The sequence below is a fragment of the Pseudomonas sp. ANT_J12 genome (genome assembly GCF_008370045.1).
Classification (GTDB): Bacteria; Pseudomonadota; Gammaproteobacteria; order Pseudomonadales; family Pseudomonadaceae; genus Aquipseudomonas.
Window position 1 is genome coordinate 26069 of sequence record NZ_VOBN01000028.1, and the last position, 23883, is coordinate 49951.

Here is a 23883-nt window from a genome sequence, read left to right on the forward strand (position 1 = left end):
CGATACCGCCGTCCATGCCGCAAGGGTGTGGACGGTGGGCCGCTTGACTACTTCTCGACGTTGGCCGACTTGAACCAGCTCTTCATCGAGCACATGGCGAACGGGCTGGTGCTGCAATCGCCATTGGCCAGCGCGGTGCGCAGTTTGTCGGCATCGGCCTGCATCATGTAGCGAACGCCATCCCTGAAGTGGGTGCTGTCGCCAAAACCACCTTCGGTCATTTCTTTCAGCGCGTCTTCCTTGCTCCAGCCCTGCACCACTACCCGATACATCGCGGCCATCAGGCCAGTGCGATCAGAACCGTGTTTGCAATGCATCAGCACCGGGCCTTTGGCCTCAGCGGTCTGAATCGCGCGCAGGGCGGCGAGTACCTGCGCGTCATCCACGTGATTGGTGCGGTAAGGCAGTTGGACCTGATTGATGCCAGGCGTGGTCAGCCAGCGGGAGTCCGATTCAGGCAGGAAGTTGATAACGGTTCCAACCTTGAGCTTTTCCAGCAGCGGCACTATTGCGCTATCGGGCAAGGCGCTGCGGTAAAGGGTCGGGGACATCTGAAAGAGGTTGTACTTCGTCTCCACCGACTGCGCCCATTCCGCAGGCCGAGGTGAAGCGGCATCGTCGGCCATGGCCAGCGACAGGTTGAAAAAGGCAACCAGCGACAGGCACATCGCAGGGATAAGACGGGTTTTAGACATGCTGGGACCGTGCAGGAGGAAGCGGATTGATGACAGTCAGCTTCGGCTTTGAGCGGTCAAAGGGCCGTGAGCCGCCTGTCAAAGAATCGTGAATCCATCGCACCGCAGGCGACTTTCGTCGCAAAAGCCCGCTTTATTTAGGCTGAATCGGTTTTTCTTGATACTTAGGCTGCTACCATTTGTTACCAAAGTTTGCAGAAGTGCGGGAGGTTTACTCATTAACCATCGTCCCCATTCCTGCCAAAACGAAAAGCCGCTCCACGAAACGGCTAAAAAACCATCAATGCCTGATGAGGTGCCCCCCCATGTCTGATCAAGATCGAGACAACCCCCGGCGTGAGTTTTTGCGCAAATCCCTGACCTTGATCCCGGTGGTCACCGTCGCCAGCACCGCGCTGGGCAGTTCTGTCCTGCTCGCCGCACCCGAAGCGGCGCCTGCCAGTCCCGGCAAGACGCCCGTCAGCGCCAGCACCTATGAACCCAGCTACTTCACCGCCGAAGAATGGGCATTCATCAAGGCCGCCGTCGCTCAACTGATCCCGAACGATGCCCAAGGCCCCGGCGCCCTGGAAGCCGGCGTGCCGGAATACATCGATCGCCAGATGAACACCCCGTACGCCGCCGGCGCGTTGTGGTTCATGCAGGGTCCGTTCAATGCCGACGCCCCGGCGGAAATGGGCTGGCAGAGCAAACTCGTACCCAAAGAGATCTATCGCCTGGGCATCGCCGCCACGGACGCTTGGTCGAAAACCTTCAACGGTAAAGTATTTGCTGAGCAAGACAGCGCTACCCGAGATGATTTGCTCAAGCAACTCGAGGCCGGAAAACCCGATTTCGCCAGCGTGCCGTCGAAAATTTTCTTCAACCTGCTGCTGCAAAACACCAAGGAAGGGTTCTTCTGCGACCCGATCCACGGCGGCAACAAAGGCATGGTCGGCTGGACCATGATCGGCTTCCCCGGCGCCCGCGCCGATTTCATGGATTGGGTGGAACGCAACGAGCAATACCCCTTCCCGGCAGTTTCGATTCGCGGCGAGAGGGCATAAGCCATGGCAACGGTAATGAAGAAGGTCGACGCAGTGATCGTCGGTTTTGGCTGGACGGGCGCGATCATGGCCAAGGAGCTGACAGAAGCGGGCCTGAACGTGCTGGCGCTGGAGCGCGGGCCGATGCAGGACACTTACCCCGACGGCAACTATCCCCAGGTGATCGACGAACTCACCTACAGTGTGCGGAAAAAACTCTTTCAGGACATCTCCAAAGAAACCGTGACCATTCGCCATAGCGTGAATGACATCGCCCTGCCGAACCGCCAGCTCGGCGCGTTCCTGCCCGGCAATGGCGTGGGCGGCGCGGGTTTGCACTGGTCCGGCGTGCACTTTCGGGTTGATCCGATCGAGCTGCGGATGCGCAGCCATTACGAAGAACGCTACGGCAAACACTTCATCCCCAAGGACATGACTATCCAGGACTTCGGCGTCAGCTATGAAGAACTGGAACCGTTTTTCGATTACGCCGAAAAAGTGTTCGGCACCTCAGGCCAGGCCTGGACGGTGAACGGTCAGCTGGTCGGTGAAGGCAAGGGCGGCAACCCTTACGCGCCGGATCGCTCGAACCCCTTCCCGCTGGAATCGCAGAAGAACACCGTTTCCGCACAACTGTTTCAGAAAGCCGCCACAGCCGTGGGTTACAAACCCTACAACCTGCCGTCGGCCAACACCTCCGGCCCGTACACCAATCCCTACGGCGCACAGATGGGCCCGTGCAACTTCTGCGGTTTTTGCAGCGGTTACGTCTGCTACATGTATTCCAAGGCATCGCCCAACGTGAACATTCTGCCGGCGCTCAAGCCGCTGCCGAATTTCGAACTGCGCGCCAACTCCCACGTGCTGCGGGTCAATCTCGACAGCACCAAGAGCAAAGCCACCGGCGTGACCTATATCGATGGCCAGGGCCGGGAGATCGAGCAACCCGCCGACCTGGTGATCCTCGGCGCCTTCCAGTTCCACAACGTGCGTTTGATGCTGCTGTCCGGCATCGGCAAGCCGTACGACCCGATCAGTGGCGAAGGCGTGGTCGGCAAGAACTTCGCCTACCAGAACATGGCCACGATCAAGGCGTTCTTTGACAAAGACACCCACACCAATAACTTCATCGGAGCCGGCGGCAATGGCGTGGCGATCGATGATTTCAACGCTGACAACTTCGATCACGGCCCTCATGGCTTCGTCGGTGGTTCGCCGATGTGGGTCAACCAGGCCGGCAGCCGACCGATCGCCGGGACCTCCAACCCGCCGGGCACACCGGCCTGGGGCAGTGCCTGGAAACGCGCCACCGCCGATTACTACACCCACCAGGTGTCGATGGACGCCCACGGTGCGCATCAGTCCTACCGTGGCAACTACCTCGATCTCGACCCGGTGTACCGCGATTCCTACGGCTTGCCGCTGTTGCGGATGACCTTCGACTGGCAGGAAAACGACATCAAGATGAACCGCTTCATGGTCGAGAAAATGGGCAAGATCGCCGAAGCCATGGGCCCCAAAGCCATCGCGGTGATCGGCAAACAGGTCGGTGATCACTTCAACACCGCGGCCTACCAGACCACTCACCTCAACGGTGGCGCGATCATGGGCACCGACCCGAAAACCAGTGCGCTGAACCGCTACTTGCAGAGCTGGGACGTGCACAACGTATTCGTCCCTGGTGCATCCGCTTTCCCACAAGGCCTGGGCTACAACCCTACAGGTCTGGTGGCGGCGTTGACCTACTGGTCGGCCCGGGCGATTCGCGAGCAGTACCTGAAAAACCCCGGCCCGCTGGTTCAGGCTTAAGGAGCGATCACCATGAAAGCACTCGTTATCGCGACCTTCGCCCTGCTCGGCAGTGGCTCGATCTGCGCCGCAGAAGTTGATCAAAATCTGATCAAACAAGGCGAATACCTGGCCCGGGCCGGCGACTGCGTGGCCTGCCACACCGCCAAGGACGGCAAGCCGTTCGCCGGCGGCTTGCCGATGGAAACACCGATCGGCACGATCTACTCCACCAACATCACCCCGGACAAAACCGGCCTCGGGGACTACAGCTTCGAAGACTTCGACAAAGCGGTGCGCCACGGTGTGGCCAAAAACGGCAGCACGCTGTATCCGGCGATGCCGTATCCGTCCTACGCCAGCGTCAACCAAACCGACATGCAGGCCTTGTATGCCTACTTCATGCACGGCGTGGCGCCGGTGGCCCAGGAGAACAAGACCAGCGACATTCCCTGGCCGTTGAGCATGCGTTGGCCGCTGATGGGCTGGCGCTGGCTGTTCGCCCCGGCCGTGGCGGATTACCAGGCAGCGCCCGGCGCCGATGCGGTCGTCAGCCGTGGGGCGTATCTGGTGGAAGGCCTGGGACATTGCGGCGCCTGCCATACGCCGCGCGCCCTGACCATGCAGGAAAAATCCCTGAATGCGAGCGAAGGCAGCACGTTTCTGTCAGGCAGCGCGCCGCTGGAAGGCTGGATCGCGAAAAGTCTGCGGGGCGACCACAAGACCGGGCGCAGCGACCGCAGTGCAGTATTCGGCGGCATGAGCGATGTGGTGACCCACAGCATGCAATATATGACCGACGCCGACCTGACCGCGATTGCCCGCTACCTCAAGTCCCTGCCAGCCAACGACCCTAACGACCAGCCGCACCAGTACGACAAGCAAGTCGCCCAGGCACTGTGGAAGGGTGATGACAGCAAGCCGGGCGCCTCGGTGTACATCGACAACTGCGCAGCCTGTCACCGGACGGACGGCCATGGCTATACGCGGGTGTTCCCGGCGCTGGCGGGCAACCCGGTGTTGCAGTCGGAAGATGCGACGTCGCTGATTCACATCGTACTCAAGGGCGGTACGTTACCGGCGACTCACACCGCGCCTTCAACCTTCACCATGCCTGGGTTTGCCTGGCGCTTGTCGGATCAGGAAGTGGCGGAAGTCGTAACTTTCATCCGTACGAGTTGGGGAAATAAAGGGTCGATAGTTAAACCCGGCGAGGTGGCGGAGTTGCGCAAAGACGATATGAAAACAACATCCAGCGATGACCTTGGCCAACTTACGCAACATAACTAAATCGTCACGCGCATAAAAACCTGCATGAGTGATCATGCAGGTTGATCAACTAACCGCGTATCAAGGATTGACGATGGCCGCGTATGCCTTGGCCAGAGCCAACAGCTTTGCCTTGTCAGCGCCATCGATATCACCGTCACCGTCTACATCGCTTGGGACAGTGTTGATACTGAAGGACTGGCCGGCATCGCCGGACACCGCAGTAACAGTGATGGAATCCACCAGAGATTCGGTCTGTTCTTCATTGACCGCGTCCCAGCCCATTTCTTTGCGGGCAAGTTGCATCGAGACTTGTACCTCGTTCGGGCTAACAATACTTGGAGCCATTAGCTGCAAAAAGATACCGCGCTGATTAAAAAACGACATGGGTTAATTCCATTTAATTAAGTTAAACACGAGAATCCGTGTGCTGCGGATTTTAATTAGACTATCAGCGGGCAGACAACTGATTATATGTTTCGTGATTTCACCAAATCGGGGCTTATAGCCACCAGTACAACTTGAGCTCAACCGATTTAATCATTAGATCTTCAGCACTTAAAGAAGAGCAAGTTACCGAAGTGTTCAAGGTAGAACCGATCAGCCATAAAGATGAACCGACCTACAGGGTCATTGCAAAATCCTCCAGATCAATGAGGGACCTCAAGCTCTGAAACGCTTGTTAACTTGAAAACGGCGTCGCTCCGGACGCCGAACGGCACTGGTCGCCGATTGCCTCCTGCGATACTGTATGTGCATACAGCATCGCAGGATCATCTAATGCACACGCCATTGCCCCCTCGCGGTCGCGGCACCGCCACCAACCCGCACAACCGCTTCGCGCCGAACCGTTCGGTGGCCGAGGATGACGGCTGGTATCAGGAAGCGCCGGTCACCCAGGGCACCGAAGTGCGTATCGAGACGGCGAAAACCATCATCACCCGCAATAACTCGCCGGACCTGCCCTTCGACCGTTCGATCAATCCCTATCGCGGCTGCGAGCATGGATGCATCTATTGCTACGCGCGACCCAGCCATGCCTATTGGGACATGTCGCCGGGGCTGGATTTCGAAACCAGGCTGATCGCCAAGACCAACGCCGCCGACGTGCTGGAGGAGCAACTGTCCAAACGCGGCTATCAATGTGCGCCAATCAACCTGGGCTCCAACACTGATCCTTATCAGCCGATCGAGCGCGAACACAAGATCACCCGCCAAACCCTGGAAGTGCTGCTGCGTTACCGGCATCCGGTGACCATCATCACCAAGGGTTCGTTGATCCTGCGCGACCTGGATCTGCTGGTTGAGCTCGCCGAACAGCGCCTTGTGGCGGTGATGATCAGCCTCACCACCCTGGACGATGAACTCAAGCGCATCCTCGAACCTCGCGCGGCGGCACCCAAGGCGCGGTTGCGGGCCATTCGGGTGATGCGCGAAGCGGGGATTCCGGTGGGGGTCTTGTGCTCACCGATGATTCCGATGATCAATGACAGCGAGCTTGAAAGCCTGCTCACCGAAGCCCACGCGGCCGGGGCCCAGAGCGCGGCCTATATGATGTTGCGCCTGCCGCTGGAGGTCGCCCCGCTGTTCGAGGAATGGCTGGCCGCCCACTACCCGCAGCGTGCGGCGCATGTGCTGAGCCTGATCCGCCAGAGTCGAGGGGGGGAGCTGTACGACAGCCGTTTCGGTGCGCGGATGCGCGGTGAAGGACCGTTCGCCGACCTGTTGGCCCAACGCTTCGCCAAGTCCATCAAACGCCTGGGGCTCAATCGGCGCGAAGGGTTTAATCTGGACTGCGATGCCTTCTGTCCGCCGGGTCGCCAAATGTCGTTGATTTAAGGACAATTGGCCTAAGGTTGAGTAGGGTAAAAGGCACTGAGCCATTACGCCGGTCACGTTTTTTGTGACCTGGAACACACGTTCTAGAGCGTTTGATTCAGTTTGAGTTAAGTTTCGGCAGTTACCTTGTTCATCGAGTGACTGATGGGTCGAGATCTTCGACCTGGACGTTTTTTAAACAGCCACTGGCTTCATATCGGACAAAACGGGAAACTTCCCCCGACTCCGTCAAAGAGGATGAATCATGAGTGACAAGGATAAACAGCCGCTGGCTGCGTCGGCGCAAGCGCTTCCCGAGGCGGAATCCGCCGATGCAGCGCTGAAGCATATCGTTGACGGCTTTTTGCATTTTCATCACGAAGTCTTTCCGCAGCAGGAAGAACTCTTCAAGAAACTCGCCACGGCCCAGAGCCCACGGGCGATGTTCATCGCCTGCGCCGATTCGCGCATCGTGCCTGAGTTGATTACCCAAAGCTCCCCGGGTGATTTGTTCGTGACCCGTAACGTCGGCAACGTTGTGCCACCTTATGGGCAAATGAACGGCGGCGTTTCCACGGCCATCGAATACGCGGTGCTGGCCTTGGGCGTGCAACACATCATCATTTGCGGCCATTCCGATTGCGGCGCCATGCGCGCGGTGCTCAACCCGCAAAGCCTGGAAAAAATGCCCACCGTCAAAGCCTGGCTGCGGCACGCCGAAGTGGCGAAAACCATGGTCCAGGAAAACTGCAATTGCGCTAACGAAAGCGAAAGCATGCACATCCTCACCGAAGAGAATGTGATCGCCCAGTTGCAGCACCTGCGCACCCATCCATCGGTGGCCTCGCGCATGGCCAACGGTCAGCTGTTTATCCATGGCTGGGTCTACAGCATCGAAACCAGCGAAATCAAAGCCTATGACGCCGATCAGGGCTGTTTCCTGCCCCTGGATGGCAGTCATCCGATTCCGGTGGCGACGCCTAAAGCGCGCTTCTAAAACCTCCTAAATCCCCAGCGTGGTTGAGCCGAGGCTGCCGATTGAGCAGCCAGGCTTTGCCATGCCTGAAGAAAACTTCGGGAGATTCCCTATGCGTGCTGCGCAACTGAAAGCTGTTCTGCCACGGGAGCTGTTGGCTTCGGTGGTTGTGTTCCTGGTGGCCCTGCCCTTGTGCATGGGCATCGCCATCGCCTCGGGGTTGCCGCCGGCCAAAGGCCTGATCACCGGGATCATCGGTGGCCTGGTCGTAGGCTGGATTGCCGGCTCACCGCTGCAAGTCAGCGGCCCGGCGGCGGGTCTGGCGGTGTTGGTGTTCGAGCTGGTGCGCCAGCATGGTGTCGCCATGCTCGGACCGATCCTGCTACTGGCGGGTTTTCTGCAACTGCTGGCCGGGCGCTTCAAATTGGGCTGCTGGTTTCGGGTGACGGCACCGGCGGTGGTCTACGGCATGCTCGCCGGGATTGGCGTGTTGATCGTGCTGTCACAAGTGCATGTGATGCTCGATGCCGTGCCCAAACCGTCCGGTCTGGATAACCTGGCGGCTTTTCCGGCGGCGGTGCTCCAGGCCTTGCCGTCCTTTGGCTGGCAGGCAGGTTTGCTCGGGCTGTCGACGATTGCGGTGATGTGGTTGTGGGAAAAATTCCGCCCTCATTCCCTGCGGTTCGTGCCCGGTGCCTTGCTGGGTGTCGGTCTGGCGACGGTTGCCAGCCTGATGCTTGCCTTGCAGGTCAAACGCGTGGAAGTCCCGGCCAATCTGGCGGAAGCCATCGACTGGCTGAAACCGGCGGACCTGCTCAACCTGGCCGATCCGACGATCCTGATCGCCGCGTTCGCCGTGGCCTTTATCGCCAGCGCCGAAACCCTGCTCTCGGCTGCCGCCGTGGACCGCATGCACAGCGGCGAGCGTTCGGACTTCGACCGGGAATTGTCGGCACAAGGCGTGGGCAACATGCTCTGCGGTTTGCTCGGCGCACTGCCGATGACCGGCGTGATCGTGCGCAGCTCGGCCAACGTCCAGGCCGGTGCAACAACCCGCTACTCGGCCATTTTCCATGGCCTGTGGTTGCTGGCGTTCGTGCTGTTGCTGTCCAGCGTGCTGCAAAGCATTCCGGTGGCGAGCCTGGCGGGTGTGCTGGTCTACACCGGGTTCAAACTGGTGGACCTCAAGGCCTTTCGCGGCCTGGGCCGTTACGGCCGGATGCCGATGTTTACCTATGCGGCGACCGCATTGGCGATCATCTTCACCGACCTGCTGACCGGCGTGCTGATCGGCTTCGGCCTGACCCTGGCCAAACTGGCCTGGAAAGCCTCGCGACTGAAGATCAGCCTGATCGACCTGCCCAAGGACGGCGAAATGGAGCTGCGTTTGATCGGTGCAGCGACCTTTCTCAAGGTGCCGGCGCTGACTCAGGTACTGGGGACCATTCCCGCGGGCGCGACGGTGCATGTGCCGCTCAATAACCTGAGCTACATCGACCATTCGTGTCTGGAGTTACTTGAGGAGTGGGGCCGGGCAAATGCGGCCAAGGGCTCGAAATTGGTGATTGAAGCGCGGGGGTTGAAGCGTCGGTTGGAAGGGCGTTTACGGACCACATCCGGCGTAGGTTCTGCCGGGTAATACGTAACCTGTAGGAGCGAAGCTTGCTCGCGAAGCTTTTGGCGTACTTGAGTACGCCATCGCGGGCAAGCCTTGCTCCTACAGGGGGATGTGTCGTTTAGGCGGCTGGCTGATCCAGCTCCAGGCCCACGCCCAACTGGCGCGACAGGCACGGCCAGCGTTTCCACGCGGCACCGGTGTCCGGGCTGTTGAGTTTCTCGCGGTAGGCCTCCACCGATTCCAGCGCGAAACTGTCTTCGTTAAGCATCTCGTCCACGGCGTGATGCACCGCCTCATCCAGCTGGTTGGCAAATTCCTCGCCGATCAGTTGGTGGGCAATCAGGTTGGCGACAGTCATGTCCAAGGGGATCAGTGGCTGGCCAAAATGCTTGATGTACAGGTCATTGACCTCTTCGACCAACCGATGCGCCAGATAGGCTTCGTCCAGCAGGCTGTCCAGGCCGATATGCCCGGTCATGATCGCCGGCGGCTGGAGGAAGAACTGCTCGGCGATTTTCAGCACCGGTTTGATCTGCGATTCGATGCCCGCTTCCCGTGCGACATCATTGGCTGCGTCCAACAGGTCCGGCACTTGTTCTATATAAGCCGTCACAAAACGGGTCATCACGCCTTTGGCATCGACATCCGGGAGTTGGATGGCAGCGTGCAGGTGAGGCAGTTGGGTTTCCAGTTGACGAGTTAACAGGCCGGTCTCGGCCTCGTGTTGTTGGGCTTTTTGGATCTGCTCGCGCAATGCGGCGGTGTTCATGAAAACTCCAGGAAACAAAGGCTGTGAAATAGGGAAGACATAACTTAGCTGGCGTAGAAAATTTCCTAAGACGCATTTGTCATAATTATTTCATCCTTGATACTTCGAAGTTATATCTATTTTGCCACCACTCGTCTGCATCCTTCTCCATTCGTGCCCTTGAACGCAAGTCCCAGCTGTTTCAGATCATTTACGCCCTCACGTTGCGAGGTAGCGGTCGCTGTCTATACTCGGGTGGGAATGGAGTTAGCTGATGACGCCCGACTGCACACGCAGCAAGGCTCGGCAATTCAAGTTCGTAGTCTGAAAAAGCCGCTCCCTTGCCGTTGGTGAAAGCCGGCGGGATAACAAGAACGATAAGGGGAACCCGCAATGATGCGACATCCACACGTCTGGATGGGCCTCCTGTTGTGGTCAATTTTCAGCCAGGCACAAGCGGCCTGGACTGTGAATATGGCGCCTGGAGCGACTGAAATCAGTCACGCAGTATTCGACCTGCACATGACCATCTTCTGGATCTGTGTAGTGATCGGCATCATCGTCTTCGGCGCCATGTTCTGGTCGATGATGGTCCACCGCCGCTCGACCGGGCAGGTGGCCGCCAAATTTCATGAAAGCACCACCGTCGAAATCCTCTGGACCATCGTGCCCTTCATCATTTTGGTGGCCATGGCGGTTCCCGCGACGGCGACCCTGATCAAGATGTACGACGCCAGTGAGCCGGATATCGATATCCAGATCACCGGCTATCAGTGGAAGTGGCACTACAAATACCTGGGCCAGGACGTCGAGTTCTTCAGCAACCTGGCCACGCCTCAGGACCAGATCCATAACAAGGAGGCCAAGGGCGAGCACTACTTGCTCGAGGTCGACAAGCCGTTGGTGCTGCCGATTGGCGCCAAGGTGCGCTTCCTGGTGACCTCCGCCGACGTGATCCACTCCTGGTGGGTGCCGGCCTTCGCGGTCAAGCGCGATGCGATTCCGGGGTTCGTCAACGAAGCCTGGACCCGCATCGACAAGCCTGGCATCTACCGTGGCCAGTGCGCCGAGTTGTGCGGCAAGGACCATGGCTTCATGCCAATCGTGGTCGAGGTCAAGGAAAAGGCCGATTACGACAAGTGGCTGGCCGAGCGCAAGGCTGAAGCCCTGCAGCTCAAAGAGCTGACCAGCAAGGAATGGACCCTCGACGAGCTCAAAGAACGTGGCGACAAGATCTACCACACCACGTGCGTGGCCTGTCACCAGGCCGAAGGCCAGGGCCTGCCGCCGATGTTCCCGGCGCTCAAAGGCTCGCCGATTGCCACCGGACCGAAAGCCGACCACCTGCACCGCGTCTACTTCGGCAAACCGGGCACCGCCATGGCGGCGTTCGGCAAGCAGCTCTCGGAAGTCGATATCGCGGCGGTCGTGACCTACGAACGTAACGCCTGGGGCAATAACAAAGGCGACATGGTCACTCCTAAAGAAGTGCTGGAGCTGAAACAGGCGGAAAGCAAATGACCCGGTCTATCGCGCACGTCAGGAACCGGTCGGGGCAGTGCGCCCCGGCCTGCCCAGCCCATTCGTTCTCAGGAGAACGGCCATGAGTGCTGTCATCGATGATCATGGTCATGCCACCGACCACGCCCACGGTCCCGCCAAGGGCCTGATGCGTTGGGTGCTGACCACCAACCACAAGGACATCGGCACGCTGTACCTGTGGTTCGCGTTTTCCATGTTCCTGCTCGGTGGCTCGTTCGCGATGGTGATTCGCGCCGAGCTGTTCCAGCCGGGGCTGCAAATCGTCGAACCGGCGTTCTTCAACCAGATGACCACCATGCACGGCCTGGTGATGGTGTTCGGTGCGGTGATGCCGGCGTTTGTCGGCCTCGCCAACTGGATGATCCCGTTAATGATCGGCGCGCCGGACATGGCCCTGCCACGGATGAACAACTTCAGCTTCTGGCTGTTGCCGGCGGCGTTCATCCTGCTGGTGTCGACCCTGTTCACCGCCGGTGGCGGGCCGAACTTCGGCTGGACCTTCTACGCCCCGCTCTCCACGACCTACGCGCCGGAAAGCGTGACCTTCTTTATCTTCGCCATCCACTTGATGGGCATCAGCTCGATCATGGGCGCGATCAACGTGATCGCGACCATCCTCAACCTGCGCGCCCCCGGCATGACGCTGATGAAAATGCCGCTGTTCGTCTGGACCTGGCTGATCACCGCATTCCTGCTGATCGCGGTAATGCCGGTGCTGGCCGGGTGCGTGACGATGATGCTGATGGACATCCACTTCGGCACCAGTTTCTTCAGTGCCGCCGGTGGCGGTGACCCGGTGCTGTTCCAGCATGTGTTCTGGTTCTTCGGGCATCCCGAGGTGTACATCATGATCCTGCCGGCCTTCGGTGCCGTCAGCTCGATCATCCCGACCTTCTCGCGCAAGCCGCTGTTCGGCTACACCTCGATGGTCTACGCCACGGCGAGCATCGCGTTCCTGTCGTTCATCGTCTGGGCCCACCACATGTTCGTGGTCGGCATTCCGCTGGTTGGCGAGCTGTTCTTCATGTACGCAACGCTGCTGATCGCGGTGCCCACGGGCGTGAAGGTGTTCAACTGGGCGAGCACCATGTGGCAAGGCTCGCTGACCTTCGAAACGCCGATGTTGTTCGCGGTGGCGTTCGTGATCCTGTTCTCCATCGGCGGGTTCTCCGGGCTGATGCTGGCCATCGCCCCGGCGGACTTCCAGTACCAGGACACCTACTTCGTGGTCGCGCATTTCCACTACGTGCTGGTGCCGGGGGCGATCTTCGGGATCTTCGCCTCGGCGTATTACTGGCTGCCGAAATGGACCGGCCACATGTACGACGAAACCCTCGGCAAGCTGCACTTCTGGCTGTCGTTCGTGGGCATGAACCTGACGTTCTTCCCGATGCACTTCGTCGGGCTGGCGGGCATGCCGCGGCGGATTCCGGACTACAACCTGCAGTTCGCCGACTTCAACATGGTGTCGTCGATTGGCGCGTTCATGTTCGGCACCACGCAGTTGTTCTTCCTGTTCATCGTGATCAAGACCATCCGCGGTGGCCCGCCAGCACCGGCCAAACCGTGGGAAGGGGCCGAAGGCCTGGAGTGGAGCGTGCCGTCGCCGGCGCCGTATCACACCTTCACTACGCCGCCGGAAGTGAAATGAACATCACCTCTGTAAGCGCTGACCAAGCCCTTGTGGCGAGGGGGCTTGCCCCCGTTGGATCGCGAAGCGGCCCCAAAACCTGTGATCGTGGTGTATCAGGCATACCGCAGGCGCTGGTTTTACGACTGCTGCGCAGCCGAACGGGGGTAAACCCCCTCGCCACAGGTCAGTGTTCATCAAGCAAGCTCGCTGCCACAGGGTTATGCGGTGAGGGTTGGAATCATGGCTGATTCGATTTCGTTGAAGAAGCTGGTCACTCGCCTGCTGATGGTGGTGGTCGCGATGTTTGTGTTCGGCTTTGCCCTGGTGCCGATTTACGACGTGATGTGCAAAGCGTTCGGCATCAACGGCAAAACCGCCGGGCAGTACGAGGGCGAGCAAACGGTCGACACCTCGCGCCAGGTGCGCGTGCAGTTTCTGTCGACCAATAACGCCGACATGGTCTGGGAGTTCTATCCCAAGGGCAACGAGCTGACGGCGCACCCGGGGGCGGTGAACGAAATGATTTTCGTCGCCTACAACCCCACCGACCGCCCGATGAGCGCGCAAGCCGTGCCGAGTATCGCCCCCAGTGAAGCGGCGGCGTATTTCCACAAGACCGAATGTTTCTGCTTTACCCAGCAAGTGCTGCAGCCCGGTGAGCGAATCGAGATGCCAGTACGTTTCATCGTTGACCGTGACATGCCCAAGGATGTGAAGCACCTGACGCTGTCCTACACGCTGTTCGATATCACCGCCCGACATCCACCGGTCGCTGTAAACACTGGCGGTTGAGCGTGCCCGATAAGGAGAACAATAAATGGCAACTCATGAACACTATTTCGTACCGGCCCAGAGCAAATGGCCGATCATCGCCACGGTCGGCATGTTGGTCACGGTATTCGGCCTGGCGACCTGGTTCAACGACCTGAAAGCGGCGCGCCCGGAATCCCACGGCCCGCTGATCTTCTTCGTCGGCGGCCTGCTGCTGGCGTACATGCTGTTCGGCTGGTTCGGCACGGTGATCAAGGAAGGTCGCCAAGGCTTGTATAGCGCACAGATGGATCGCTCGTTCCGCTGGGGCATGAGCTGGTTCATCTTCTCCGAGGTGATGTTCTTCATCGCCTTCTTCGGCGCGCTGTTTTATGTGCGGCACATCTCCGGCCCGGCGCTGGGGGGTGAAGGCCCGAAAGGCATCGCGCATATGCTGTGGCCGAACTTCCAGTTCACCTGGCCGCTGCTGCATACGCCGGACCCAAAACTGTTCCCGCCACCCAAGGAAGTCATCAGCCCTTGGGGCCTGCCGCTGATCAACACGATTTTGCTGGTCAGCTCCAGCGTCACCGTGACCATCGCCCACCACGCCTTGAAAAAGGGCCATCGCGGCGCGCTGAAAATCTGGCTGGCGATCACCGTGTTGCTGGGTTGCGGCTTCCTCGCCTTGCAGGCCGAAGAGTACATGCACGCCTACCACGAACTGGGGCTGACCCTGGGTTCGGGCATCTACGGCGCAACGTTCTTCATGCTCACCGGTTTCCACGGCGCCCACGTGACCATCGGCACCATCATCCTGTTCGTGATGCTGATGCGGATCATGCGCGGGCACTTCGATAACGAGCACCAGTTCGGCTTCGAGGCGGCGAGTTGGTACTGGCACTTCGTGGATGTGGTTTGGATTGGCCTATTTGTTTTTGTGTATGTGCTTTAGAGCGGCAAGTTTTGAGCTTCAAGCTTCAAGCGTTGAACTTGCAGCTTGCAGCTTGCCACTTGCAGCTACCACGGAACATGGGACACCAATTGGCCGCTGAAAAAGCCCCAGGCGATCAAGCCAACGGTGGTAGCGGCCAGGGCTACACGAATACTCAGGGCAATGACCAGGCGGTTCGAGCTGCTGTCGTCCTTGACCAGAAAAAACAGGCCGCTGAACAGGCTGACAACCGTGGCAATCAGCATCAGGACGATGGCTGCTTTGAGCATGGTGAGACTCCGGGGGGACAGGCGATGCAGTTGAGTATAGCTATCGCGATCACCGACTTTCTGGCGACGTCATGAAGCGCTTTCGGCCGGGCGTCGTGCCGACCCTCGTCGTGGCGCTGCTGTTGCCGCTGCTGGTGTCACTGGGGTTCTGGCAGTTGAGCCGGGGCGCGGAGAAAAGCGCGCTGCTGCAAACCTACGCCGAGCGCCGGGCGGCCGAGCCGATGGCCAGTGCCGAGCTGCTGAACACGCAAGATCCAGCCTTTCGTCGGGTGCGTCTGCACGGTGAATTCGATGCCGAGCACAGCCTGCTGCTGGATAACCGTCAGCGCGACGGCAAGGTCGGCGTCGAGCTGCTGCAACCGTTTCACGATCAGGCCACCGGCCTTTGGCTGCTGGTCAATCGCGGCTGGCTGCCATGGCCGGATCGGCGCACGCCGCCGCAATTCAAAACGCCAAATCAAGCATTAAGCCTTGATGCCTGGGTCTACGTGTCCCCCGGCGCGACTTTCCAGCTGCACGCTGATCCGAGCACCACAACCTGGCCTCAGGTCATCACCGCCGTCGAGCCCGCCAAACTCTGGACGACGCTGAACCGCGAAGGCTTTGCCTACGAATTACGTGAAGAAACCGGCCCGGCGTCCTACCAGGCCGATTGGCCGGTGGTGGCCATGGGGCCGGAGAAACACATCGCTTATGCCGTGCAGTGGTTCGCCATGGCGATCGCCCTGCTCGGCCTTTTTATCTACCTCGGCTGGCACAACGCAAAGGAGAAACACCATGGGAGCGGCCATGAATCCACCCAACATGTCTGAGGCGAAAACCCCGGCAAGTCGGCGCAAGGGTCGTTTGCAGTTGCTGCTGATCGTGCTGGGGGTGGTGGGTCCGATGATCCTCGCCACCGGTATGTATAAATTGAATTTCTGGGTGCCGGACGGTCGCAGCTATCACGGTGAACTGATCGGCAACGGTCAGACCCGCGCCGACCTTGGCGTGCAGGCCCAGGAAGATCGCTGGCAGATGCTGGTGACCGCGCCCAAGGATTGCGCCGTGGATTGCCAGCAGTTGGTGTACCTGGCGCGACAGATCCAGATCGGCCTCGGCCGCGATGCCTCCCGGGCCAGCCACGCCCTGGCCGCCGCGCAACCGCTGAGCAGCGACTACGAAGCCAAGCTGACCCGCGAATATCCGCAGTTGCAGCGCTACCCCATGGACCTCACGACTTTCAGCAAGACCACCGGCGACAAGACCGCGCCGCAACTGTGGATCATCGACCCTCACGGCAATCTGGTGCTGCGCTACGACCCGACGGTCAAGGGCAAGGACCTGCTGAACGATCTGCGTCACCTGTTGAAACTGTCGAACATCGGATAAGGGCATCGTCATGGCCAAACCTGGATTTCGCCTCGCGCTGTTTGCCACCTTGCTGGCACTGATTGTGGTGCTGCTCGGCGCCTACACCCGCCTGACCCACGCGGGCCTCGGCTGCCCGGACTGGCCGGGCTGTTATGGCTTTATCAGCGTGCCGAAAAGCGAAGCCCAACTGGCCCATGCCGAACTGCATTTCCCCGATACGCCGGTGGTGGCGCATAAGGGTTGGAACGAAATGATCCACCGCTACTTCGCCGGCACCCTGGGGCTGTTGATCTCGGTGCTGGCCGGTCGCGCCTGGGTGCATCGGCGCCATCCCGGGCAACCGGTGAAGTTGCCGCTGTTCTTGCTGGCCGTGGTGTTTGCGCAAGCGGCGTTCGGCATGTGGACGGTGACGCTAAAGCTCTGGCCGCAGGTGGTCACCGGGCATTTGCTCGGCGGCTTTGCGACTTTGAGTCTGTTGTTTTTGCTGACGTTGCGATTGTCCGGCGTATTGCCCGCGCTGACCGTGCCCAAGCGCTTGCAGTACTGGGCGACCGCCGGGTTGTTGCTGGTGATCCTGCAAATCGCCCTCGGCGGCTGGGTCAGTTCCAATTACGCGGCGGTGGCGTGCATCGACTTCCCGACTTGCCACGGCCAATGGCTGCCCCCGGCGGATTTCGCCAACGGCTTTCACCTGACCCAACACATCGGCCCCAACTACCTCGGCGGGCAACTGGACAGCGATGCGCGCACGGCGATTCACCTGACCCACCGCATCGGCGCCCTGTTGGTGACGCTGGTACTGCTCGGCCTGGCCTGGCAACTGAAAGTGGTCGGCATGACGCGCCTCGCCGGCTTGGTGCTGATCGCCCTCGGCGCGCAAATCACCCTCGGCATCAGCAACGTGCTGTTTCACCTGCCGCTGCCGATCGCCGTTGCCCACAACGCGGGCGGCGCGGCGCTGTTGCTGACCATGGTGCTGGTCAATTATCACGCGCGAACCAGCCTGGTTCGGGTCAAGCAACAAGCACCCGCGCGCTGGCGGTTCAGCCCGCGTAAACATTCAGCCGGGCCCATAACAATAAAAGGAGAAATGCCATGGCGGTTCTGATTGGCGAGCGTCACAACCAAGCGATCTGGCGCGATTATCTGGAGCTGACCAAGCCCAAAGTGGTGGTGCTGATGCTCATCACCTCCTTGGTGGGGATGTTCCTCGCGACCCGCGCCGGGGTGCCGTGGACGGTGCTGGTGTTCGGCAATCTGGGGATCGCGTTGTGTGCCGGCGGCGCGGCGGCGGTCAATCATGTGGTGGATCGGCGCATCGATGCGGTCATGGCCCGCACCCACAAGCGGCCGCTGGCGGAAGGCCGAGTGTCGCCTCGCGCGGCGCTGACGTTTGCGTTGGTACTCGCCGTATTGGGCCAAGCGGTGCTTCTGGCCTTCACCAATCCACTGACAGCGTGGCTGACCCTCGCCTCCCTGCTCGGTTACGCCGTGGTCTATACCGGTTTCCTCAAACGGGCGACGCCACAGAACATCGTTATCGGCGGACTGGCCGGGGCTGCCCCGCCGCTGCTCGGCTGGGTCGCGGCCACCGGCCATGTCAGCGCCGAACCGTTGCTGCTGGTGCTGATCATCTTCGCCTGGACCCCGCCACACTTCTGGGCCCTGGCCATTCACCGCAAAGAGGAATACGCCAAGGCCGATATCCCGATGTTGCCGGTGACCCATGGCGAGCACTACACCAAAATCCACATCCTGCTTTACACCTTCGCGCTGCTGGCGGTCAGCCTGATGCCGTATGTGATCCACATGAGCGGCGTGCTCTATCTGGTTTGTGCGTTGGGACTGGGCGCGCGGTTTCTGCAATGGGCCGTGGTGCTGTACCGTGGCACTCGGCCGCACGCGGCGATCAACACGTTCAAGTACTCTATCTGGTACTTGTTCCTGCTGTTTATCGCCCTGCTCGTAGACCACTACTTACTGTTGAACCTATGACTCGAACTCAGAAAACCGTCTTCATCCTCGTCGCCCTGATCGCGCTGGTTCTGGGCCTGACCGTCAATAAGGTGCTGTCCGGCAAAGGCCAGGGCGACCCGACGGCACTGATCGACGCCGGGATCATCCTGCTGCCGCAAAGCCGTAACCTGCCAGACGTGACCATGACCGACCAGGACGGCAAACCGGTGGCGGTCAACGCGCTGAAAGACAAGTGGAGCCTGCTGTTCTTCGGCTACACCTTCTGCCCGGACATCTGCCCCACCACCCTCGCCCAACTGCGCCAGATCAAGAGCGAACTGCCGCCCGAAGCGGCGGCCAGGTTGCAGATCATCCTGGTCAGCGTCGACCCGAACCGCGACACGCCCCAGCAGCTCAAGCAATACCTGGGCTACTTCGATCCGCAATTTCAGGGTTTGACCGCATCGAGCGTGGATGACATCCAGAAGCTGGCCAACGCGGTGAGCATTCCGTTTATTCCGGCGGACACCAGCAAGCCTAACTACACGGTCGACCACAGCGGCAACCTCGCGGTGATCGGGCCGGATGGCACGCAACGCGGGTTTATTCGTGCGCCGCTGAACAACGTGAAGCTGGTGGCGCAGTTGCCGGTGATGCTCAAGCGTAACTGAGCCTTTCACGGACGCCTTCGCCGGCAAGCCTGGCTCCTGCAGGGTTTTGTGTTGGCCTGGTGTGCTGTGTTGTCATGACCAATGATGGCAATTCAGTTTCAATTAAGTTCGCCCCGTTAAGGTGCACGCCGTACGCAACACCTAAAAAAATACGGAGACACCCCATGAAAACCCTGACTGCCCTGTTCACCGCGTCCATCATCGCCATGACCGCCAGCCTGGCCCACGCCCGTGACCTGGGCCCCGACGAAGCCCTGAGACTGCGCGACGCTGGTACCATTGTGTCTTTCGAGAAGCTCAACGCCACCGCACTCACCAAACACCCCGGTTCCAAAATCACCGAAACCGAACTGGAAGAAGAGTACGGCAAGTACATCTATCAGGTGGAAATGCGCGACCCGCAGGGCGTTGAGTGGGACCTGGAATTGGACGCTGTCAGCGGGCAGGTTCTCAAGGATCATCAGGATACGTAATGAAGGTGCTTTCATTTTCACGCATGGCGTTGGTGCTGCTGACGTTTTGCTCGGTGGTCGTGGCGCGCGACCTGGATCAGGACGAGGCGCTGCGCTTGCGGCAGCAGGGCGTGATCCTGCCGCTGGAGCAGCTGTTGCAGCAGGCGCTGGACCGCTATCCCGGCTCCAAATTGCTGGAAGCCGAGCTGGAAGAAAAACACGACGTCTACATTTATGAAGTCGAGCTGCTGACCACCGAGGGCGTGGTCCGTGAACTGGACATCGAGGCCGCAACCGGCCGTTTATTGAAAGACAAGGAAGATTGACCGATGCGATTGCTGCTGGTGGAAGACCACGTGCCCCTGGCCGATGAATTGATGGCGGGCCTCAACCGCCAGGGCTACGCCGTGGACTGGCTGGCCGACGGGCGCGACGCGGTGTACCAGGGCAGCAGCGAGCCCTATGACCTGATCATCCTCGACCTCGGCCTGCCGGGTTTGCCGGGGCTTGAGGTGTTGACCCAATGGCGCGCCGGCGGCTTGTCGACCCCGGTGTTGATCCTCACCGCCCGCGACTCCTGGGCCGAGCGCATCGAAGGTCTCAAGGCCGGCGCCGACGATTACCTGAGCAAACCTTTTCACCCCGAAGAACTGCACCTGCGGGTCCAGGCGTTGCTGCGCCGGTCCCACGGCCAGGCCAACCAGCCGACGCTCAAGGCCAACGGCTTGCACCTGGATGAAGGCCGCCAGTGCGTGACCCGCGACGGTGCCGACATCCAGCTCACCGCCGCTGAGTTCCGCCTGCTGCGCTACTTCATGCTGCACCCGGAACAGATCCTCTCCAAAAGCCACCTCGCCGAACACCTCTACGACGGGGAAACCGAGCGCGATTCCAATGTGCTCGAAGTCCACGTCAACCACCTGCGGCGCAAACTCGGGCGCAGCGTGATCGAAACCCGTCGCGGCCAGGGTTACCTGTTCGGCGGGCAAGCGCAGTGAGGTCGATCCAGCGCCGCTTGAGCCTGGGCCTGATCAGCGTGATGGTGATCGTCGGCCTGGTGCTGGCGCAAACCAGTTTGTGGCTGTTCGAAATGGGCTTGCAGCGCTACCTCGAAGCCGGGCTTCGCAATGACAGTGAAAACCTGCTGGCCGCGTTGGTGCGCGGGCCCCAGGGCTTGCAACTGGACGAGCGACACCTGGCGCCGGCCTATCAACGGCCGTTTTCCGGGCATTACTTCCGCATCGATTTTGCCGACAGCCACTGGCGCTCCCGTTCGTTGTGGGACCAGGAACTGCCGCGTCTCGAAACCCCAGGCCTTGAGAGCCATCTGCAATTGGGCCCGGAAGGTCAGCAGTTGCTGGTGTTGCGCTCGGACTACCGGCGGCTCGGCCAGTCGATTTCCATCAGCGTGGCCCAGGACTACACGCCAGTGCGCGAGAGTTTCATGCGCATGCAACAGGTCGGTCTGGCACTCGGTCTGGCGGGGTTGCTGCTGATTCTGCTGCTGCAACGCATCACCGTGCGCCGTGCCTTGCGTCCGCTGGAAAGGGCCCGTGAACAGATCGCCCAACTGCAACAGGGCCAGCGCTCGCAACTGGATGATCAGGTGCCGGTGGAGCTGGAGCCGCTGGTGGCGCAGATCAACCATCTGCTGGCCCATACCGAAGACAGCCTCAAGCGTTCGCGCAATGCCCTGGGCAATCTTGGCCACGCGTTGAAAACCCCGCTGGCGGTGTTGCTCAGCCTGGCGTCCAGCGAAAAACTCGACGCCCATCCCGAACTGCGCAAGGTCATCCAGCAACAGCTTGAGCAGGTGCAGAATCGCTTGAATCGCGAACTCAACCGCGCGCGGTTGTCCGGGGACGCGTTGCCGGGGGTGTTGTTTGATTGCGATGCGGAGCTGCCGGGGTTACTGGCCACGTTGAACATGATTCATGGCGAACACCTGGACCTGAGCTACCGCGCCCCGGCCGGTTTGCTGCTGCCCTGGGATCGCGAAGACTTGCTGGAACTGCTCGGCAACCTGCTGGACAATGCCTGCAAATGGGCGGACGCCGAGGTTCGCTTGAGCGTGGTCGAAATGCCCGAAAAGTTTGAACTGAGCGTGGAAGACGACGGCCCGGGGATTCCCGAAGACCAGCGCGACCAAGTGTTCAGTCGCGGGACGCGGCTGGATGAACAGACGGATGGGCATGGGCTGGGATTGGGCATCGTGCGCGACATCGTCGACACCTGGGGCGGCACGTTGCTGTTGCAGCAAAGCGAGTGGGGCGGGTTGAAGGTCGTGATCGAATTGCCCAAGCGCTGATGATGAATACCTGTGGTTAGGAGGGCTTTTGTGGCGAGGGGGCTTGCCCCCGTTGGGTCGCGAAGCGGCTCTAAAAAAAGGGCCTGCTGCGCAGTCCAACGGGGGCAAGCCCCCTCGCCACACAAGCCCCCTCGCCACAGGTAAATGCCAGCCACAAGCCCGGCGTTACCATCAGGTGTGATGAATCTCCCGATCCTTGGTTTCCGGCATAAAGAAAATCCCCAGCACCGCCGTCATCACCGCAATCACAATCGGGTACCACAACCCGTAATAGATATCCCCGGTAGCCGCCACCATCGCAAACGCCACCGTCGGCAGGAAACCACCGAACCAGCCGTTACCGATGTGATAGGGCAGCGACATCGAGGTATAGCGAATCCGCGCCGGGAACAATTCCACCAGCCATGCGGCTATCGGGCCGTAGACCATGGTCACGTAGATCACCAGGATCGTCAGCAGCAACAGCACCATCGGGTAGTTGGTCTTGGCCGGATCAGCCTTTTCGGGGTAACCGGCCTCTTTCAGGCTGGTGCCGAGGGACGCGGTGAACGCGTCGTTGCGCGTCTTGAAATCGGCGGCAGGCAGGCTGGAGCCTTCGAAACTCGGGACCACTTTGTCGCCGATGCGCACTTGCGCGACGGTGCCCGGCTCAGCCTTTACGTTGGTGTAGGGGATCGCTCGCTTCGCCAGCAGGGTCTTGGCCAGGTCGCAGGAACTGGTGAATTTGGCCTTGCCCACCGGGTCGAACTGGAACGAGCACTGATCGGGATCGGCGATAACCGTCACCGGGTTCTTCTCCTGGGCGATGAACACGTCGGGGTTACCGTACTGGGTCAGCGCATGGAAGATCGGGAAGTAGGTCGCGGCCGCGAGGATGCAGCCGGCCATGATGATGCCCTTGCGTCCGATACGGTCGGACAGGCTGCCGAAGATGACGAAGAACGGCGTGCCGATCAGCAGTGAGCCGGCGATCAGCAGGTTGGCGGTCTGCGGGTCGATCTTCAGGGTTTGCAGCAGGAAGAACAGCGCATAGAACTGCCCGGTGTACCACACGACCGCCTGGCCGGCGGTGCCGCCGAGCAGGGCCATGATCACGATTTTCAGGTTTTCCCAGCGGGCGAAGGATTCGGTCAGCGGTGCCTTGGAGGATTTGCCTTCGGCTTTCATCTTCAGGAACACCGGCGACTCGCTGAGTTGCAGACGGATGTACACCGAGACGATCAGCAGCAGGATCGACAGCAGGAACGGAATCCGCCAGCCCCAGGCTTCGAAGGCTTCGGTGCCCAGGGCGGTGCGGCAGGCGAGGATTACCAGCAGCGACAGGAACAGGCCGAGGGTCGCGGTGGTTTGAATCCACGACGTGAAGTAACCGCGTTTGCCCTTCGGCGCATGCTCGGCCACGTAGGTTGCCGCGCCACCGTACTCACCGCCCAACGCCAGGCCTTGCAGCAGGCGCAGGGTAATCAGGATGACCGGTGCCGCGACGCCAATGGTCGCGTAGCCAGGCAGGAAACCCACCACGGCCGTGGAGACACCCATGATGACAATGGTGATCAGGAACGTGTGCTTGCGCCCGATCATGTCGCCCAAGCGGCCGAACACAATCGCGCCGAAGGGCCGCACGGCGAAACCCGCGGCGAAGGCGAGCAGGGCGAAGATGAAGGAGGTGGTCTCGTTGACGCCCGCGAAGAAGTGCTTGGCGATGATCGCGGCGAGGGAGCCGTAGAGGTAAAAGTCGTACCACTCGAACACAGTGCCCAGGGACGAGGCAAAGATAACCTTGCGCTCCTCCTTGGTGATGCCGTGGTGGGGCGCGCTGCCTGTGCCCGTGGTTGTGCTGTCGATTACGGCCATGGGTCTTCTCCGTCTTGCTCTTGTTGTAGGCCGGAGCACCTCAAAATACCCGTGTTGCCGCACCCAGGCCCTGGGGCTGATGTTGTCAGATTGCCCTTAGAAGCATAATCAGCTTCGCGCAAATATCCACTCGGCCCCTGAAACCCCGGATCTGCTTGATCGTTCCCACGCTCTGCGTGGGAATGCCTCAATGGACGCTCCGC

The 23883-nt window shown here is 60.4% G+C and carries 24 protein-coding genes; 19 read left to right on the forward strand and 5 right to left on the reverse strand.

Annotation, left to right across the window (positions count from 1 at the left end; translation table 11 throughout):
- Positions 1-47: 47 nt before the first annotated feature.
- Positions 48-695 carry a dual specificity protein phosphatase family protein gene (locus FQ192_RS30750; RefSeq protein ID WP_149661900.1) on the reverse strand — a complete coding sequence of 216 codons (648 nt, stop codon included), beginning with the start codon at positions 693-695 and terminating at the stop codon, positions 48-50.
- 305 nt (positions 696-1000) lie between these two features.
- On the opposite strand from FQ192_RS30750, the gene FQ192_RS30755 reads away from it, so the two are divergent.
- Genes FQ192_RS30755 through FQ192_RS30765 form a run of 3 tightly spaced genes read left to right on the forward strand, consistent with a single transcriptional unit; the run spans position 1001 to position 4798 of the window.
- Positions 1001-1741: a gluconate 2-dehydrogenase subunit 3 family protein gene (locus FQ192_RS30755; RefSeq protein ID WP_149661901.1), complete on the forward strand. Its 741-nt coding sequence runs from the start codon at positions 1001-1003 to the stop codon at positions 1739-1741.
- A gap of 3 nt (positions 1742-1744) precedes the next feature.
- The gene (locus FQ192_RS30760; RefSeq protein ID WP_149661902.1) at positions 1745-3529 is read left to right on the forward strand and encodes a GMC family oxidoreductase; all 1785 of its coding nucleotides are present in this window, start codon (positions 1745-1747) and stop codon (positions 3527-3529) included.
- A gap of 12 nt (positions 3530-3541) precedes the next feature.
- Complete coding sequence (locus tag FQ192_RS30765) at positions 3542-4798, forward strand: cytochrome c (RefSeq protein ID WP_149661903.1); 1257 nt, start codon at positions 3542-3544, stop codon at positions 4796-4798.
- A gap of 60 nt (positions 4799-4858) precedes the next feature.
- Here the strand turns inward: FQ192_RS30765 and FQ192_RS30770 are convergent, their stop codons facing one another.
- Complete coding sequence (locus FQ192_RS30770; protein WP_149661904.1) at positions 4859-5164, reverse strand: hypothetical protein; 306 nt, start codon at positions 5162-5164, stop codon at positions 4859-4861.
- A 393-nt stretch (positions 5165-5557) separates the two neighbouring features.
- Between FQ192_RS30770 and FQ192_RS30775 the strand changes: the two genes are divergently transcribed.
- The 3 genes from FQ192_RS30775 to FQ192_RS30785 all read left to right on the forward strand — a co-directional run bounded on the left by FQ192_RS30775 (position 5558) and on the right by FQ192_RS30785 (position 9210).
- Entirely contained in the window at positions 5558-6616 is a 1059-nt protein-coding gene (locus FQ192_RS30775) for a PA0069 family radical SAM protein (RefSeq protein ID WP_149661905.1), read from the forward strand.
- A 244-nt stretch (positions 6617-6860) separates the two neighbouring features.
- On the forward strand, positions 6861-7592 hold the full coding sequence (locus FQ192_RS30780) for a carbonic anhydrase (protein WP_149661906.1): 732 nt from the start codon (positions 6861-6863) through the stop codon (positions 7590-7592).
- Between the two features lie 91 nt (positions 7593-7683).
- Entirely contained in the window at positions 7684-9210 is a 1527-nt protein-coding gene (locus tag FQ192_RS30785; protein ID WP_149661907.1) for a SulP family inorganic anion transporter, read from the forward strand.
- A 97-nt stretch (positions 9211-9307) separates the two neighbouring features.
- Here the strand turns inward: FQ192_RS30785 and FQ192_RS30790 are convergent, their stop codons facing one another.
- Positions 9308-9958 carry a hypothetical protein gene (locus FQ192_RS30790; RefSeq protein WP_149661908.1) on the reverse strand — a complete coding sequence of 217 codons (651 nt, stop codon included), beginning with the start codon at positions 9956-9958 and terminating at the stop codon, positions 9308-9310.
- 372 nt (positions 9959-10330) lie between these two features.
- Between FQ192_RS30790 and coxB the strand changes: the two genes are divergently transcribed.
- The 4 genes from coxB to FQ192_RS30810 all read left to right on the forward strand — a co-directional run bounded on the left by coxB (position 10331) and on the right by FQ192_RS30810 (position 14817).
- Positions 10331-11458, forward strand: a complete 1128-nt coding sequence (coxB, locus tag FQ192_RS30795) for a cytochrome c oxidase subunit II (RefSeq protein ID WP_123408477.1) — start codon at positions 10331-10333, stop codon at positions 11456-11458.
- A gap of 82 nt (positions 11459-11540) precedes the next feature.
- A complete protein-coding gene (ctaD, locus tag FQ192_RS30800; RefSeq protein WP_123408478.1) occupies positions 11541-13130 on the forward strand; it encodes a cytochrome c oxidase subunit I in 1590 nt (529 codons plus the stop codon).
- A 222-nt stretch (positions 13131-13352) separates the two neighbouring features.
- Positions 13353-13904 carry a cytochrome c oxidase assembly protein gene (locus FQ192_RS30805; protein ID WP_149661909.1) on the forward strand — a complete coding sequence of 184 codons (552 nt, stop codon included), beginning with the start codon at positions 13353-13355 and terminating at the stop codon, positions 13902-13904.
- 25 nt (positions 13905-13929) lie between these two features.
- On the forward strand, positions 13930-14817 hold the full coding sequence (locus FQ192_RS30810; RefSeq protein WP_149661910.1) for a cytochrome c oxidase subunit 3: 888 nt from the start codon (positions 13930-13932) through the stop codon (positions 14815-14817).
- A gap of 65 nt (positions 14818-14882) precedes the next feature.
- Here FQ192_RS30810 and FQ192_RS30815 read toward each other — a convergent pair whose 3' ends face one another.
- Positions 14883-15086 (reverse strand): twin transmembrane helix small protein, encoded by a 204-nt coding sequence (locus tag FQ192_RS30815; protein WP_054047979.1) that lies wholly within the window; start codon positions 15084-15086, stop codon positions 14883-14885.
- Positions 15087-15157: 71 nt separating this feature from the next.
- On the opposite strand from FQ192_RS30815, the gene FQ192_RS30820 reads away from it, so the two are divergent.
- The 9 genes from FQ192_RS30820 (at position 15158) to FQ192_RS30860 (ending at position 21826) form a co-directional block, all read left to right on the forward strand.
- Positions 15158-15898, forward strand: a complete 741-nt coding sequence (locus FQ192_RS30820) for an SURF1 family protein (RefSeq protein ID WP_149661911.1) — start codon at positions 15158-15160, stop codon at positions 15896-15898.
- Positions 15864-16457 (forward strand): hypothetical protein, encoded by a 594-nt coding sequence (locus FQ192_RS30825; RefSeq protein WP_149661912.1) that lies wholly within the window; start codon positions 15864-15866, stop codon positions 16455-16457. Before FQ192_RS30820 ends, FQ192_RS30825 begins: the two co-directional genes overlap by 35 nt.
- A 10-nt stretch (positions 16458-16467) precedes the next feature.
- Complete coding sequence (locus FQ192_RS30830; protein WP_123408482.1) at positions 16468-17547, forward strand: heme A synthase; 1080 nt, start codon at positions 16468-16470, stop codon at positions 17545-17547.
- A complete protein-coding gene (gene cyoE, locus FQ192_RS30835) occupies positions 17535-18434 on the forward strand; it encodes a heme o synthase (protein ID WP_149661913.1) in 900 nt (299 codons plus the stop codon). Before FQ192_RS30830 ends, cyoE begins: the two co-directional genes overlap by 13 nt.
- Entirely contained in the window at positions 18431-19066 is a 636-nt protein-coding gene (locus FQ192_RS30840) for an SCO family protein (protein WP_149661914.1), read from the forward strand. Before cyoE ends, FQ192_RS30840 begins: the two co-directional genes overlap by 4 nt.
- A gap of 164 nt (positions 19067-19230) precedes the next feature.
- Positions 19231-19539, forward strand: coding sequence for a PepSY domain-containing protein (locus tag FQ192_RS30845; RefSeq protein ID WP_149661915.1), 309 nt, complete (start codon positions 19231-19233; stop codon positions 19537-19539).
- A complete protein-coding gene (locus FQ192_RS30850) occupies positions 19539-19844 on the forward strand; it encodes a PepSY domain-containing protein (protein WP_149661916.1) in 306 nt (101 codons plus the stop codon). Before FQ192_RS30845 ends, FQ192_RS30850 begins: the two co-directional genes overlap by 1 nt.
- Positions 19845-19847: 3 nt before the next feature.
- The gene (locus tag FQ192_RS30855) at positions 19848-20516 is read left to right on the forward strand and encodes a response regulator transcription factor (protein ID WP_123409931.1); all 669 of its coding nucleotides are present in this window, start codon (positions 19848-19850) and stop codon (positions 20514-20516) included.
- Positions 20513-21826, forward strand: coding sequence for a sensor histidine kinase (locus FQ192_RS30860; protein WP_149661917.1), 1314 nt, complete (start codon positions 20513-20515; stop codon positions 21824-21826). The genes FQ192_RS30855 and FQ192_RS30860 overlap by 4 nt, the downstream gene beginning before the upstream one ends.
- A gap of 171 nt (positions 21827-21997) precedes the next feature.
- On the opposite strand, the gene FQ192_RS30865 is transcribed toward FQ192_RS30860, so the two are convergent.
- Positions 21998-23680: an MFS transporter gene (locus FQ192_RS30865; RefSeq protein WP_149661918.1), complete on the reverse strand. Its 1683-nt coding sequence runs from the start codon at positions 23678-23680 to the stop codon at positions 21998-22000.
- Positions 23681-23883 lie beyond the last annotated feature (203 nt).

Excerpts from the sequence above, each read along its gene's own strand:
- FQ192_RS30850 (WP_149661916.1), top strand. The coding sequence starts at position 19,539 with ATGAAGGTGCTTTCATTTTCACGCATGGCGTTGGTGCTGCTGACGTTT.
- FQ192_RS30790 (WP_149661908.1), bottom strand. The coding sequence starts at position 9,958 with ATGAACACCGCCGCATTGCGCGAGCAGATCCAAAAAGCCCAACAACAC.
- FQ192_RS30820 (WP_149661911.1), top strand. The coding sequence starts at position 15,158 with ATGAAGCGCTTTCGGCCGGGCGTCGTGCCGACCCTCGTCGTGGCGCTG.
- ctaD (WP_123408478.1), top strand. The coding sequence starts at position 11,541 with ATGAGTGCTGTCATCGATGATCATGGTCATGCCACCGACCACGCCCAC.
- FQ192_RS30785 (WP_149661907.1), top strand. The coding sequence starts at position 7,684 with ATGCGTGCTGCGCAACTGAAAGCTGTTCTGCCACGGGAGCTGTTGGCT.
- FQ192_RS30765 (WP_149661903.1), top strand. The coding sequence starts at position 3,542 with ATGAAAGCACTCGTTATCGCGACCTTCGCCCTGCTCGGCAGTGGCTCG.
- FQ192_RS30805 (WP_149661909.1), top strand. The coding sequence starts at position 13,353 with ATGGCTGATTCGATTTCGTTGAAGAAGCTGGTCACTCGCCTGCTGATG.
- FQ192_RS30840 (WP_149661914.1), top strand. The coding sequence starts at position 18,431 with ATGACTCGAACTCAGAAAACCGTCTTCATCCTCGTCGCCCTGATCGCG.
- FQ192_RS30770 (WP_149661904.1), bottom strand. The coding sequence starts at position 5,164 with ATGTCGTTTTTTAATCAGCGCGGTATCTTTTTGCAGCTAATGGCTCCA.
- FQ192_RS30760 (WP_149661902.1), top strand. The coding sequence starts at position 1,745 with ATGGCAACGGTAATGAAGAAGGTCGACGCAGTGATCGTCGGTTTTGGC.
- coxB (WP_123408477.1), top strand. The coding sequence starts at position 10,331 with ATGATGCGACATCCACACGTCTGGATGGGCCTCCTGTTGTGGTCAATT.
- FQ192_RS30775 (WP_149661905.1), top strand. The coding sequence starts at position 5,558 with ATGCACACGCCATTGCCCCCTCGCGGTCGCGGCACCGCCACCAACCCG.
- FQ192_RS30755 (WP_149661901.1), top strand. The coding sequence starts at position 1,001 with ATGTCTGATCAAGATCGAGACAACCCCCGGCGTGAGTTTTTGCGCAAA.
- FQ192_RS30810 (WP_149661910.1), top strand. The coding sequence starts at position 13,930 with ATGGCAACTCATGAACACTATTTCGTACCGGCCCAGAGCAAATGGCCG.
- FQ192_RS30865 (WP_149661918.1), bottom strand. The coding sequence starts at position 23,680 with ATGGCCGTAATCGACAGCACAACCACGGGCACAGGCAGCGCGCCCCAC.
- FQ192_RS30780 (WP_149661906.1), top strand. The coding sequence starts at position 6,861 with ATGAGTGACAAGGATAAACAGCCGCTGGCTGCGTCGGCGCAAGCGCTT.
- FQ192_RS30750 (WP_149661900.1), bottom strand. The coding sequence starts at position 695 with ATGTCTAAAACCCGTCTTATCCCTGCGATGTGCCTGTCGCTGGTTGCC.
- FQ192_RS30855 (WP_123409931.1), top strand. The coding sequence starts at position 19,848 with ATGCGATTGCTGCTGGTGGAAGACCACGTGCCCCTGGCCGATGAATTG.
- FQ192_RS30830 (WP_123408482.1), top strand. The coding sequence starts at position 16,468 with ATGGCCAAACCTGGATTTCGCCTCGCGCTGTTTGCCACCTTGCTGGCA.
- FQ192_RS30825 (WP_149661912.1), top strand. The coding sequence starts at position 15,864 with ATGGGAGCGGCCATGAATCCACCCAACATGTCTGAGGCGAAAACCCCG.
- FQ192_RS30845 (WP_149661915.1), top strand. The coding sequence starts at position 19,231 with ATGAAAACCCTGACTGCCCTGTTCACCGCGTCCATCATCGCCATGACC.
- cyoE (WP_149661913.1), top strand. The coding sequence starts at position 17,535 with ATGGCGGTTCTGATTGGCGAGCGTCACAACCAAGCGATCTGGCGCGAT.
- FQ192_RS30815 (WP_054047979.1), bottom strand. The coding sequence starts at position 15,086 with ATGCTCAAAGCAGCCATCGTCCTGATGCTGATTGCCACGGTTGTCAGC.